Annotated in this window: 9 protein-coding genes; 5 read left to right on the top strand and 4 right to left on the bottom strand. The window is 44.8% G+C overall.

Annotated elements, in window-relative coordinates; translation table 11 throughout:
- Positions 1 to 7: 7 nt before the first annotated feature.
- A complete protein-coding gene (hisH, locus tag X939_RS0109325) occupies positions 8 to 595 on the bottom strand; it encodes an imidazole glycerol phosphate synthase subunit HisH (protein ID WP_025762990.1) in 588 nt (195 codons plus the stop codon).
- A gap of 531 nt (positions 596 to 1,126) precedes the next feature.
- Here hisH and X939_RS0109320 point away from each other — a divergent pair.
- The gene (locus tag X939_RS0109320; protein ID WP_044199068.1) at positions 1,127 to 2,626 is read left to right on the top strand and encodes a M14 family zinc carboxypeptidase; all 1,500 of its coding nucleotides are present in this window, start codon (positions 1,127 to 1,129) and stop codon (positions 2,624 to 2,626) included.
- A gap of 60 nt (positions 2,627 to 2,686) precedes the next feature.
- On the opposite strand, the gene X939_RS0109315 is transcribed toward X939_RS0109320, so the two are convergent.
- The gene (locus X939_RS0109315; protein WP_044198873.1) at positions 2,687 to 3,373 is read right to left on the bottom strand and encodes a hypothetical protein; all 687 of its coding nucleotides are present in this window, start codon (positions 3,371 to 3,373) and stop codon (positions 2,687 to 2,689) included.
- A 471-nt stretch (positions 3,374 to 3,844) separates the two neighbouring features.
- On the opposite strand from X939_RS0109315, the gene X939_RS0109310 reads away from it, so the two are divergent.
- From X939_RS0109310 to X939_RS0109295, 4 genes are all read left to right on the top strand, one after another.
- Positions 3,845 to 6,661 (top strand): TonB-dependent receptor, encoded by a 2,817-nt coding sequence (locus tag X939_RS0109310; RefSeq protein ID WP_025762987.1) that lies wholly within the window; start codon positions 3,845 to 3,847, stop codon positions 6,659 to 6,661.
- 48 nt (positions 6,662 to 6,709) lie between these two features.
- Complete coding sequence (locus X939_RS0109305) at positions 6,710 to 8,053, top strand: beta-helix domain-containing protein (protein WP_025762986.1); 1,344 nt, start codon at positions 6,710 to 6,712, stop codon at positions 8,051 to 8,053.
- A gap of 187 nt (positions 8,054 to 8,240) precedes the next feature.
- The gene (locus X939_RS0109300) at positions 8,241 to 8,864 is read left to right on the top strand and encodes a HupE/UreJ family protein (protein WP_025762985.1); all 624 of its coding nucleotides are present in this window, start codon (positions 8,241 to 8,243) and stop codon (positions 8,862 to 8,864) included.
- Between the two features lie 29 nt (positions 8,865 to 8,893).
- Positions 8,894 to 11,269 (top strand): M1 family metallopeptidase, encoded by a 2,376-nt coding sequence (locus tag X939_RS0109295; protein ID WP_025762984.1) that lies wholly within the window; start codon positions 8,894 to 8,896, stop codon positions 11,267 to 11,269.
- Between the two features lie 73 nt (positions 11,270 to 11,342).
- Here the strand turns inward: X939_RS0109295 and X939_RS0109290 are convergent, their stop codons facing one another.
- Both X939_RS0109290 and X939_RS0109285 read right to left on the bottom strand, forming a co-directional pair.
- Positions 11,343 to 12,527 carry an ABC transporter permease gene (locus tag X939_RS0109290; protein WP_025762983.1) on the bottom strand — a complete coding sequence of 395 codons (1,185 nt, stop codon included), beginning with the start codon at positions 12,525 to 12,527 and terminating at the stop codon, positions 11,343 to 11,345.
- Positions 12,528 to 12,537: 10 nt separating this feature from the next.
- Positions 12,538 to 13,500: an HlyD family secretion protein gene (locus X939_RS0109285; protein ID WP_052353447.1), complete on the bottom strand. Its 963-nt coding sequence runs from the start codon at positions 13,498 to 13,500 to the stop codon at positions 12,538 to 12,540.
- Positions 13,501 to 13,508 lie beyond the last annotated feature (8 nt).

The raw sequence follows: 13,508 nt of genomic DNA, 5'->3' as shown, positions 1-13,508 counted from the left end.
TATCCCTTTAGTTTTTCAAAAAATTTTCCATAATCTGCTGACCGACGCCGCCACTTATTTCGCAGTGAAACTGAGCCGCATGAAAGTTATCCTTCTTCAGCATAGCACTAAAGGGGACGATATAATCACAGCTTGCCACGGTATATTCGCAAATGGGTGCCGCATAGCTATGCACGAAATACACGTAAGCATTATCGGGCAAGCCCTGGGTCAGTTCACTCCCGTAGTTGCTGATATTATTCCAACCCATATGAGGCACCTTAATGCCCGGAATGGCGGAAAAGCGTCGCACATCCACATCAAAAATTCCCATACATTTCGTATCATTCTCCTCCGAGTGCTTGCACATCAGCTGCATACCAATACAGGTTCCAAAAAAGGGCTGTTTTAGTTCTGGTATCAGCAAATCCAGTTTTTTCTCCTTCAGGTAAGCCATGGCCGTGCTGGCCTCGCCCACACCAGGAAAAATTACGCGGTCGGCCGATCGAATCTCCGATTCCTCGTCGGTATAAATGTAAGAAACACCCAAGCGTTCCAAGGCGTACATAACCGACTGCACGTTACCAGCGTTATATTTGATAATTACGGTCTTCATTTTAGGGCTTAATAAATTAATTCCAGGAATAAAAGTAAGGGAAATCTGATAACCCCAACAGGTAAAAGCACAGCAATTTAATTAAATACAAAAAAAGCCCGATTCTAACGAACCGGGCTCCTGGGATACTATGTATTCAACCTTATTACAACACTACTTGCAAAAACATATCATCCAAGACGCCCCTAAGCCTGATGACTTTGATGTAATTGAGGATATGTTTCAGATTTTAACATGCGGCAAATATAGTCAAAATTCGGGGAAAATATATACTGTAATTTGAATTTAAATATTAAAATTTGCTTAGAATTATACCATTCCAGATTTTTGCTTGAACGCTTTCCGTAAAGTTCACAGAAAAGTGATACAAAAGTCAAATTATCAATATATTTCTATAAAAAATATACTAACCAGCCTAGTCGGAAGAAATTCTAATGCTAATGCCCGCCTGGCAGCCCTAACGGGGAAGGAACAATACTTAAAATGCAGCTGATTATATCTTATGTCTCAAAACTTCCTAATACCTTCGCTATGAAATTCACGATTTCTGTGTTGACCCCCTATTTAGCGGCCTTATCCCTGCTATTTTATTCGACTGCACTAACTCCAGCAACCAATATGTCCGATCGCTTATTTCAAGCCCATAACCAGTTTAAAGAGAAGAGCCTGACCCAACGTCGGTTCAAACAGAAAGACATTCTTCCTCTCATCGCGCAACGACAAGGTCACCCGTTATATAAGGTAGAACAGGTGGGAGAATCTTTCGAAGGAAGAAAGATTCAGACCATAAAGGTAGGCCATGGCCCCAAAAAAGTACTACTCTGGACTCAAATGCACGGGGACGAGCCCACTGCCACCATGGCCAGCTTCGATATTTTAAATTTTCTGGAGGGAAAAAATGATGGTTTTGACGATTTCCGCAAGAAAATTTTAGACAAAACCACCCTCTATTTCCTTCCCATGCTCAATCCTGATGGCGCCGAACGTTACCAGCGCCGAACCGCACAGGGCATAGACATGAACCGGGATGCCGCCGCCAGGCAGACGCCAGAAGCGGCTATACTAAAAAAGCTCGTTGATACTATAAAGCCAGAATATGGCTTTAACCTTCACGACCAGAGCCCACGCTATTCCGTAGGCCGCAGTAGAGAAGCTGCCGCCATCTCCTTCCTGGCCACTGCCTATGACTATGAACGTTCCATAAATCCGGTTCGGGAGCGTTCTATGCAGCTAATCACCGGCATGAACCGGGAACTTCAGCGCTATATACCAGGAAAGGTAGGCCGTTATGCAGACGACCATGAGCCTCGAGGGTTTGGCGATAATGTTCAGAAATGGGGAACGACTTTGGTTTTGATCGAGTCGGGCGGCTTTGTAGGAGACCCTGAAAAGCAATATCTCCGCAAGCTCAATTTTATGATACTGCTTTCGGCCTTCGAATCGATTGCCGACAATAGTCTGGTTAAGGAGAACAGAGAGAAATACTATGAGATTCCTGAAAATGGCCGCTGGCTGTACGATTTGGTAGTTCGAAATGCAACGGTCAAACAAGGGGCCAAAACCTTTCGGACCGACCTAGGCATCAATCGTAATGAGGTAAGCTATGCCAATGCCAGCAGATTTTTCTATTATAGCAAGGTAGAGGATTTCGGGGATCTTCGCCCGCAATTTGGAAGCATGGAAATCGACGCAGCAGGACTCACCTTAGAAAGAGGGAAAGTTTACCCCACCGCCTATAAAAGCATTTCGGAAGTGAGCAAACTAAACGCTCTTAGCCTGCTCAAACAGGGCTATACCTATATCCGCCTCACAGCCACGAATGGTGGGGGCAACCTAGGATTATATTTTACGCCCGCCCCATTTCATATCTTACGCAATAACAAATCGGCTCCGGTAGGAACACCAGGACTCGGGTCCACGGCCACGTTCCTGCTCAAAAAAGGAGATCAGGTAAAGTATGCTGTCATCAACGGGTTCGTATATGACCTTGACAAATTTGAAGCCAAAGGGGGAAATGGCATCGTAGAGTAAAACTATGAGCCTGCATCCGTAGCTCATGGCAGGATGCAGGCTCAATTTATTGGATATTACTTACGAAAAGTCCTTATACCTTCGCACATTCAGATATTTCAAATATCCATTTACAAAGAATAATTGTACCTCCTCATACTGACCGGGCTGGGGGGAATAGCGGAAATACCACTGCGCAGCCTGGGCCATAGCTGGATCATAAGCCTTGGAGAGATCTTTGGTCAGCAACAAAATACGTTCAAACTTGCTGGCAAAAGCATTATTCTTTTTGATCTGTCTGAGCTTTTCATGAAGCTCATCTGCCTTATCGCCCAGTGAAATTGATACGCTCCCTGAAGCTGGCCATCTTGAAAGCGCCTGACCACTGTTTAGATAGAGAGATTTGACCTGAGCCATTTCGAGGGTTATTTGAAGCCCTGAATCGGTCCCCTTATTTTCATCCAAAAGAATATACTGATACAAGGGTAGCCTCGAAGCGATTGTCTCCAGATCATGGGTACTGTTGCCTACGATATTGATGGAAGTAATACCTTCAGTTGATGTTAATTGCTGAATGGCCTGGTAAACAGCTGGAGCCTGAACCCCGACGCCAAGTCCTAGATACTGCCCTACACCGATGCTATCAGAACTAACGAGAACCAAGGACTTAGGATCAATAATAGGCTCTGGCGAATCAACCCTTGTGGGGAAACAACCAATAACGAGAAGGGACAGTAGGAAAATGATCGTGTATAGCGGAAACTTCATGATAATAGGGTTAAAATGAACTACTACTCCACTTGACCGCCGAATCAAGGTAATGGTTGTAAAAACGCTGAATATAAATTCCATTCTACCCAAGAACTACTATGCCGACAGTTGCCGACAGTGATGAATACGCCAGAAGACTACTCCAAAATGGCGGCAGACCTCCTTTTCGACCTTAGGCCTGGAGGCATAGAATGTAAAGTAATAGAAGGGTACTGAAAAAATTGTACGTTTCAAATTTTCCGACAAGGAATTTATCATTCCAGTTTTTAAATAAAGCATTCCTTAGCCGAAAGAATTACAGAAAATGGCTGCAATAAGCCTAAAGCGACCTGAGGAATCATCTAATGTTTATAAATACTTGATTTTCAATAATTCTCAAACTTTTAAATAACCGAGCGATAATATTGGCTTAACACTGGGGTAATATTGGGAATCTACTTTTGTGGCATAAATAATGACACCTTCAATATGACCACAAGATTTCTATCAATTCTATTTTTCTTTGTTTGTGCGGCTAACGCATTTGCACAAACGGGATCAATCAAAGGCAGCATCATCGATTCCCAGAACAAGGAAGCCGTAATTGGTGCCAGTGTAATCCTCAAAGGCAGCACTCCTCCCATGGGTACGGCCACCGATGTCGAGGGAAATTTCGAAATAACAGGTATCCCTACCGGACCACAGATTGTAATTGTCTCTTACGTATCTTACAAATCAAAAGAAATTCCTGTTACGGTATACCCCAATCAGGCTATATTAATCAACACCACCATAGAAGAGGATGTTGCTAACTTGACTGAAGTTAAGATCGTAGGCCAGCGCCAGACTTTTACGGATGTTTCAGTAATCACCGAGATCAAGCAAGCCGAGCAGATTGCTGTAGGGATTTCTGCTCAGCAAATTCAAAAATCACAGGATAGAGATGCTTCGCAGGTAATCCGCCGGGTTCCAGGGGTGTCGATTCAGGACGACCGATTCGTGATTATTCGCGGTCTTAGCGAGCGCTACAACACCGTAATGCTCAACGACGCCATCACACCTTCCTCCGAAGTAGATGTAAAATCTTTCTCCTTTGACCTGATACCAAGCTCTGCCATCGACCGGATGATGATTTACAAATCAGGATCTTCTGATCTCCCAGGCGAATTTGCAGGAGGTATCATCAAGATTTATACCAAAACTGTACCCGATAGTGATGGACTTACCCTGAGCCTGACTTCTGGTTTCAGAAAAGGAACGACTTTCCAAAATGCCAACGACTACCAAGGATCATCTCTGGACTGGATTGGATTTGGAGCCGGTGATCGTTTACTGCCCAATAACTTCCCTAAGACCTCTACGTTGCAGTCGGAAAACACACCTTCAGAAACGAGTCTTAACGCCTTCAGGAACCTTCCTGAATTCTATACCCTGAAAAACAAGAATGTGGCTCCCGACCTTCGTGCCTCACTAGGTTATAACCGCTCATTCCACTTAGGAGATACCAAGTTGACGACTTTCAACAATATCAACTACTCCAATACCAATCAGTCCATTCAAAACACTCAGTACCGCTATCTGAACTTTAATGAGGATAACCAAAAGTCTGAAATTCTGTCCCATTTTAACGATAAGATGTATCAGCAGAATGTACGTCTGGGGGTACTGTCTAACTGGTCTTATATTATCAATCCGAATCACAAGATTGAATTTAGAAACTTATTCAATCAGCTTTCCAATAAAGAGACGACCTTCCGTCAGGGATACAACACGGATAACAGCACAGAGCTTCAAAACTACGCCTTCCGTTACGAATCGAAAAGCATTTACTCCGGACAGTTGGGGGGAACACACGAACTTTCGGATGCGACTACAGTGAAATGGTTAGGCGCTTTCGGGCTTACCCACCGCGACGAACCAGACTTCCGCCGCTTTATCTCGAGCCGGGCTATTGGTTCTAACGATCCGTTTCGGGTTGAACTTGTTCCAGGAAGCAACGCCAGCTTAACTCGTGGAGCCCGTTTCTATTCTACCTTGAACGAATATACCAGCTCTTTCCGCACCGACTTTGAGCACAGAATAGAACGTGCGGCCTACCAGGGAGACGAAAAAATGCAAATCAAGCTACGTGCCGGATTGTATGGAGAGTATAAGAACAGATCTTTTAAGGCACGTTGGTTTAACCTGACCAGTGGTGGTGGAGTATCCAACGAGATTTTGTCTCAGCCTGCCGATCAGCTTTTCGGTTCTCAGAATATTGGTGCTGATATGTTGTATTATGGCGACCGGACCAATACGGATGACCGTTATGACGCCCAAAGTAGCCTTTATGCAGGGTATGTAGGTAGCTATATTCCTTTCACCACTAAACTTAACGCATCTTTTGGAGTAAGACTTGAGCATAATACGCAAAAACTTCAGAGTCGTGAACGTGGAGCCGGCGCCAAGATCAATGTAAACAACCCTATATTAAGCGTGTTGCCTTCGGCCAACTTTGCCTATAACTTTACAGAGACTTCTTTATTGCGCCTTGCCTATAGCATGTCGGTCAACCGTCCTGAGTTCAGAGAGCTGGCCCCCTTTACTTATTATGACTTCAACTTCGACGTATCCAGAGTAGGGAATCAGAACCTGAAAACACCGTCCATTCAGAATGTGGATTTAAGATACGAAGTTTATCCTACTCCTGCTGAGTTACTCTCGTTTGCTGTATTCTACAAACATTTTACCAACCCCATCGAAGCGACTATTCGCTATGCCGGATCCGGAATTTCTTATTATGTAGACAATGCCGAATCGGCAGCTACTATGGGTGCAGAGCTTGAAATACGTAAATCGCTGAAAGGAATTACGGCCAGCAACTTTGTAGACAACCTGACCTTGCTTTTAAACGCTTCCTATATACATAGTAATGTGCAAACAGGATTCTCTAACCAGGAAAATGACCGTCAGCTACAGGGACAATCGCCCTACCTGATCAACACCGGTATCTACTATAATAATGTTAACAGCGGTTGGTCTGTAAATGCACTTTACAATGTGGTCGGCAAGCGTATCTTCCTGGTGGGCGATAACGATCTTCAGCCTACGGTATACGAGATGCAGCGGAATGTTATCGACCTGAACCTGATTAAGACCATAGGAGAACATCTGGAGATCAAATTAGGCATCCAGGATCTGTTGAACCAACCCTACCGTCTGATCCAGGACAGCAACAGAGATAAAAAAATCACCTCAGTAGATGAAGCCTATCAGACCTACCGAAAGGGGACTTATTCTACCATTGGACTTACCTACAAGTTTTAATACCCAATCTACAATTTCAATAGTTAGTCAATTAAACACATCGAATGTATGAAAAAGACAAGTAAAATATTCAGCTTGTTAGTAATGGGAATCTCGGTTTTTGGAGTTGTATCTTGTAACAACAGTGATGACGACGATCCGATCGTAGTGACACCAGTAGGAGAAGCGAAAGTAGTAACTGGAACAATTACACAAAATACAACTTGGACTGCCAACAACCAATATCTGCTTTCAGGTTTTGTATATGTGGCCGCGGGCGTTACCTTGACGATCGAGCCTGGAACCGTAATCAAGGGCGACAAACCCACCAAAGGTTCATTAATCATTCTGCAAGGAGCCAAAATTATGGCCGAAGGTACGGTTGATAAGCCCATCGTATTTACTTCTAACCAACCCAAGGGTCAGCGTAAGGCTGGAGACTGGGGTGGTTTAGTACTTCTTGGTAAAGCTCCCGTAAACAAGGCAGGAGCAGTGATAGAGGGAGAAAACAAATCACCTTTTGGTGGAACAGAGGCTGCCGATAACTCCGGTTCATTGAAATATATCCGTATCGAATTTGCAGGTATCGCCTTCGAAACCGACAAGGAGATCAACGGTCTTACCTTCGGTGGTGTAGGTAGCGGAACAAAGGTTGATTATGTACAGGTATCTTACAGTGGTGATGATTCATTCGAGTGGTTCGGTGGAACAGTAAACGCCAAGCACCTTATCGCTTACCGAGGACTGGATGACGATTTCGATACTGACAACGGATTCAGCGGATTGGTACAGTATGGTTTGATCCTTCGCGATCCGGCTGTAGCGGATCAGGCTGGTGACTCCAACGGATTCGAGTCGGACAACGATGGTAATGGCTCAGCCGCTACACCTCAGACTTCTGCCAAATTTGCCAACATCACCATGGCTATGGCCGCAGGAACTGTTGACCCCAAATTCGCTTCGGCAATAAGGATTCGTAAAAACTCCGCTATTTCAGTATACAATAGCGCTATCACCGGTGCCTGGCCAAGAACGGGACTTCGTGTTGAAGGAGCTGAGTCAGTAGCGAACTTCACAGCAGGCCTTATCAAAACGGAAGGTCTTGTATTGGCACTGTCAGGAACTCAATCGCAAGGTTCAATTGAAGGAATTACCCAGGCAATATTCCTTGGAGCATCTGCTAAAAACGCGGTAATGGCCGAAGCCGACCTTAAACTACCTGCTGGCTTTAACTCACTTACTGCTAAGCCAGGAATCTTGCCTCAGACAGGCTCACCGCTGTTAACAGGTGGAGCTACTCTTCCTGCAGGTTTTGAATCTACCACTTACGTGGGTGCTTTCGGAACTACCGACTGGACAGACAAATGGGCGAACTTCGACCCTCAGAACACAGATTACGATCTACAGAAATAATATAGACTTTACATAATTGGTGTCAGAATTTAGAAAGGCCGGGGGCGATTGCTCCCGGTCTTTCTTGATTTTAGACCACCGCTTACCTACTTAATTTTGTTTTACTGAACGATTTAAAATATATTAGCCCATAAATTTTTGTTTTGACAACTATCTATTCCTAACAACTATAATTTACCCTTTTTTAATGTCAGAATTCCAAGCTTACCTGACACTCGGTTTCGAGCATATCACCGATTCCTACGGATATGACCATATTCTATTTATAATGGCACTCTGTAGTATTTATACTTTGGTGGATTTCAAAAAGATCTTTATCCTGATCACCGCCTTTACCATAGGTCACTCCGTTACCCTTGCATTGGCAACCCTTAATGTGGTTTCTTTGGATCCAGACCTTATCGAGTTTCTTATCCCGATCACCATTCTCATCACGGCCATTGCCAATTTCTTTTACCTGCCGCCTAAATTTACTTTTGCTCCTAAAGAGTCCGGTTTCAACTATCGTTATCCTTTAGCGCTCGGTTTTGGCCTCATTCATGGCCTTGGTTTTTCTAATTATCTTAGGGTGCTATTGGGAAGTGAAGCCGATATCTTCATGCCTCTGTTGGGTTTCAACCTAGGTCTTGAACTGGGACAGCTCATCATCGTTCTCATCTTTTTATCTATTTCCTTTGTATTAGTCGAAATGATGCGAGTGCCCCGGGCAACCTGGAACCTTATTATCTCTGGAATTATTGCCGGAATGGCTATTTCACTGATTATCCAAAACGATTACTTACATCAACTTTTTAGTTCTGCCGCCAATTAACCTACCACATCTATCAACAATTCAACAACATGAAAAGAATTTTCATCTTACTTATCTCCCTGGGGATAGCGGTCAATGCCTCAGCCCAAAAACTGCCTGCCAACCCCAACTATCAAGCAAACGATCAGTTCGAGCAGTTAGGAACGACTCTACCCACGCCTAACACATATCGAACGGCCTCCGGAGCCCCGGGGCGGGAGTATTGGCAGCAGCGCGCCGACTACGATATCAAGGCAGAACTTGACGAGGAAAACCGTCGTATCACGGGATCGGAGACTATAACCTACTATAATAATTCGCCGGACGAGCTGCGGTATATCTGGCTACAACTGGAGCAAAACTTATTCAAAGCAGATGGTACAGCAGGAATGTCCAGAACAGGAGCCATCAACCCGAAAGGAATGAGTCCTGGCCAACTGGCGGCCATGAACAACGGTCGTGGTTCTAGCCTGGATCCGAATAAAAGCTATGGCTATGAAATTAAGACGGTAAAGGATAAAGGGGGAAAGGCACTTCCCTATACCATCAATAATACGATGATGCGGATTGACCTGCCTACACCCATGAAACCTGGGACTAACCTTGTTTTCTCAGTAGACTGGGCTTTTAATATTACCGAATATTACGGCAGAAGTGGTTATGAATATTTTGCTAAAGATGGCAATGCTGCCTATTTTATTGCACACTGGTTTCCTCGTTTAGCACCTTATGACGATGTCAATGGCTGGAACCATAAGCAGTTCCTGGGCCAGGGCGAGTTTGCTCTTATTTTCGGTGACTATAAGGTAGCACTTACCGTCCCTAGCGACCATGTCGTGGCCGCCAGTGGCGAATGCCAAAACTATAATCAGGTGCTAACAAGCACGCAAAAGCAAAGGCTGAAAAAGGCTGAAACCAGCCCTACCCCTGTAATTATTGTCACCCAAGAAGAAGCGGAGAAGGCAGAAAAAAGAGAAAATAAAAACCCGGGTAAAAAAACCTGGATCTATAAGGCCGAAAATGTCCGCGACTTTGCTTTTGCCAGCAGCCGCAAGTTTATCTGGGATGCCAAGCAAAGTGATGTCTATAAGACTGGTAGAAAAATATGGTGCATGTCGTTCTACCCAAAAGAAGGCAATCCGCTTTGGGAGCAGTATTCTACCCGCGCCGTGGAACATACCTTGATTTCGTATAGCAACAGGACATTTGAATATCCTTATCCTGTGGCAATATCCTGCCATGCGGTTGCCGGTGGTGGAATGGAATTTCCGATGATCAGCTTTAATGGAGGACGCCCCGAGCCCGACGGAACCTACAGTGAAGGCACTAAATATGGTATGATTGGCGTGATTATTCATGAAGTTGGCCACAACTATTTCCCCATGATTGTCAACAGCGACGAACGTCAGTGGGCCTGGATGGATGAAGGCTTGAATACCTTTATGCAATATTTAGCAGAGAAAGAATGGGATTTCAATTACCCTACCCGTCGTGGAGAACCTAATCAGATTACCGACTATATGTCATCGGATCCATCTATGCTCTCTCCCATTATGAGTTCTGCCGAAAACGTAATAGGACTGGGGCCTAACGCCTATGCCAAGCCTGCCACTGCACTAAACATCCTGAGAGAAACGGTAATGGGTCGGGAGCTTTTCGATCATGCTTTCAAAGAATATGCCAATCGCTGGAAATTTAAGAGCCCTACCCCGGCTGATTTCTTCCGGACCATGGAAGATGCTTCTGGTATGGATTTGGATTGGTTCTGGAAGGGTTGGTTTTATGGCACCGAACCTGTGGATCAGGATCTGGTTAGTGTTGACTGGTTTAGTATGAATACCCAGGACCCAGAGATAGAGAAAGAACTTGCCCGTAAAGAGGACGCTGCACGTAAAAATACAATATCCAAGATACGTGATAAGGCTACCATGAATGAGACGGTTGTCGCCCAAGATTCTACCATGGCCGACTTTTATAACAGCTACGACCCCTTTAAGGTGACAGCTGCTGACCGTCAACGCTACGAACAGTTTAAAGCGAGTCTTTCCGACTCCGAACAGGAACTGATAAAAGAAAATACGAATTTTTATACCCTCACTGTAAAAAACAAGGGAGGACTGGTAATGCCAGTGATCGTAAAAATGGTATTTGAAGATGGTACGGATTCAGTAGCTACCTATCCGGCAGAAATCTGGCGCTTTAATAATCAAGCGATATCCAAGGTGATTACTACCAAAAAGCGCGTAGTTCAATGGACCTTGGATCCTTATTCACAAATCGCAGATATTGATACCGAAAATAACTCCTTCCCACGTATTGCCAAACCGACCCGGTTTGAGCTTTACCGCCAGCAAGAGCGCAGCCGCTCCATGAACCCCATGCAAATGGAAGGAGCTGGTAAGGCGGGAGGTGCCAGTACTAATTGACCTCAGATTATAAATCATTTCCAAAGAAACACCCCCTGGCAGCTAGCAGGGGGTGTTTCTTTTTTATACCGTTTTATGAATGGGCTTCGCCAGCTTCAGCAGCATCCATTCGCTCCTGCTTACGTATCTTCAGCTGTAAGAATATGAGAATCAGTACGAGAGAAACTACCGTTATGATGGCTAAGGCATTGATTTCTTGTTGCGCATCCTGCAAGGTTCCTCCATAAACCCCTATCTTCCTGAATCCTTCTAAAAAGTGTGTCAAGGGAATGACTTGGGCAAAGCTATCCACCCAGGCAGGCATGGCCGAGCGCGGCCAAGTGAACCCACTCAGTACAAATGCCGGAGTCGAGATAACCATCAACAACTCAGTAGCCTTTAGCTGGCTGGGAATGAGAATAGAAAATAGCATTCCTATAAACATGGCTGCCGTCGACAGGAGAATCACTAATACCAGCATGGCAGGATTAAACACGTTCACTTCCACTCTAAAAAATGGGAAGAAGCTACCTACTATTGTCCACATTATTGGAATAAACAAAAGGAATGGAGCTACCTTGAGAAATACATGATAAAAAGAGGACTTGCTCACGCCCACCAACTTAGAAAAATAGCGGTCTTCGAAATCGCGCGCAAAGACGAGCGCAAATGCAAGAAAAATTACCTGCTGCATTATCCCGGCAATCAATCCCGGCAACATAAAAGTCACATAGTTTCCTGTGGAATTATAGAGTTTATTAAAGTTCACCTTAAAGGGTTCATAACTTTGCTGAGCGCGCTCTGGAGAATACCCTTGTTTCTGCAAGCCCTGTATTTCCACGCCTGCATTAATGGTAGCCAAAACGGTCTGAATGCTCTTACTTGCAAAGTTAGCATTGAGTATATTCCCCATATTAAGGTCAACATGCAATTCCGGATAACGCTTTTGTAATAACTCAGCCTCAAAATTAGAAGGAATGGTCACCACAGCAGCATAACCCATGCCAGGCATCTCCTGAGCTAGCCCCTCCGGGCTTTTGCGCAAAGACACAATTTCCAAGGTTTCCGTATCTCCCAGGGCGTCTATAATCTTGTCGGAAGTAGGGCTTCCATCCTGGTCGACGACTACGATGGGCAAATCGAGTACCTTCGCTTGCTGGTAAACATATCCAAACAGAATACCGTAGAGGATGGGAGCACCAAAAAAAATGGCTACCAGCACATTATTGGAAAATATTCTTTTAAATTCTTGACCTAAAAGGCCTATAAAAGTCTTCATAATCGCTCATTTACTTCAGTAATACGGTAGAATTGATATACAGATTATCAGTAGACTCCGGTTTTAAGGGCAGCAACTTCAACTCATAAATAGCCTCCGTCAACCCATAAGTTGGGGAAGTAGTAGATACATCGGCATAGCGTGCCAGCTGCTTGATGGCAATCACTTTGGCAGCCACCTCCTGCTTGGTATAGGGATTCACCACAACCAGATCCTGGCCCGTTTTATACGCATTGATCTTAGACTCACTTACCGTAAACCGGAAATAGAGGGTGTTCGTCTGATATCCATTAAATAGGGTATATCCAGGGGTGGCCAATTCACCTTTATGAAGCGTAATGGTTTCTATAGACATGTCTGCCGGTGCAAGTATATACTTCTCATCAGCCGCGATGGTCACTTCGGACCGAGCCCCTCTGGCTCGAGACACCTGACCCTTAGCCTGTTCGATAAGCTCCTTTCGGGTCCCCCCTGCTACTTCTTTCTTCTTCGCTTGCAGGGCGCTCACCTGCGCCTTGGCCATATTAAGTTTCATTTTGGCCTCGTCATATTTTTGGGCTGGAATCAGCGAATCTTTAAACATATTTCCTACCCTCTGAAATGACTCCTCAGCAAAAGATAGCTGAGCTTTAGCCGCTTCCAGTTGACCATCAATCTGACCAACCTGATCGGAGGTAGCCCCATTATAGGCCATTTCTAACTGCGCCTGGGCCGCCTGTAAGGCACCGTCAGCCTGCAATAATTTCGCCCCTACCTCGGGAACATCCAGAAAGGCCAGGGTGTCTCCCGTTTTTACCTTTTGCCCTTCTACCACATAAAGCTCGGCGATGCGGCCCGTAACCTTACTCGTAACTGAAATGGTTTCAAATTTTACCTTTCCCTGAAGGTCTGTAACCCTATTGTCTTTGTTACCACAACTTACAAGAATAGTGGCAAGTGAGGCTGCCAGAACGGTCTTTTGTATCTTATGCATGGAATGAT

The organism is Dyadobacter tibetensis Y620-1 (assembly GCF_000566685.1).
In the GTDB taxonomy this organism is placed as follows: Bacteria; Bacteroidota; Bacteroidia; order Cytophagales; family Spirosomataceae; genus Dyadobacter; species Dyadobacter tibetensis.
The sequence above is the reverse complement of the archived record's forward strand: the minus strand, read 5'-3'. Positions and strand labels throughout refer to the sequence as shown.

Coding starts and splice junctions, on each gene's coding strand:
- X939_RS0109295 (WP_025762984.1), top strand. CDS start 8,894: ATGAAAAGAATTTTCATCTTACTTATCTCCCTGGGGATAGCGGTCAAT.
- X939_RS0109290 (WP_025762983.1), bottom strand. CDS start 12,527: ATGAAGACTTTTATAGGCCTTTTAGGTCAAGAATTTAAAAGAATATTT.
- X939_RS0109305 (WP_025762986.1), top strand. CDS start 6,710: ATGAAAAAGACAAGTAAAATATTCAGCTTGTTAGTAATGGGAATCTCG.
- X939_RS0109285 (WP_052353447.1), bottom strand. CDS start 13,500: ATGCATAAGATACAAAAGACCGTTCTGGCAGCCTCACTTGCCACTATT.
- X939_RS0109300 (WP_025762985.1), top strand. CDS start 8,241: ATGTCAGAATTCCAAGCTTACCTGACACTCGGTTTCGAGCATATCACC.
- X939_RS0109320 (WP_044199068.1), top strand. CDS start 1,127: ATGAAATTCACGATTTCTGTGTTGACCCCCTATTTAGCGGCCTTATCC.
- X939_RS0109310 (WP_025762987.1), top strand. CDS start 3,845: ATGACCACAAGATTTCTATCAATTCTATTTTTCTTTGTTTGTGCGGCT.
- X939_RS0109315 (WP_044198873.1), bottom strand. CDS start 3,373: ATGAAGTTTCCGCTATACACGATCATTTTCCTACTGTCCCTTCTCGTT.
- hisH (WP_025762990.1), bottom strand. CDS start 595: ATGAAGACCGTAATTATCAAATATAACGCTGGTAACGTGCAGTCGGTT.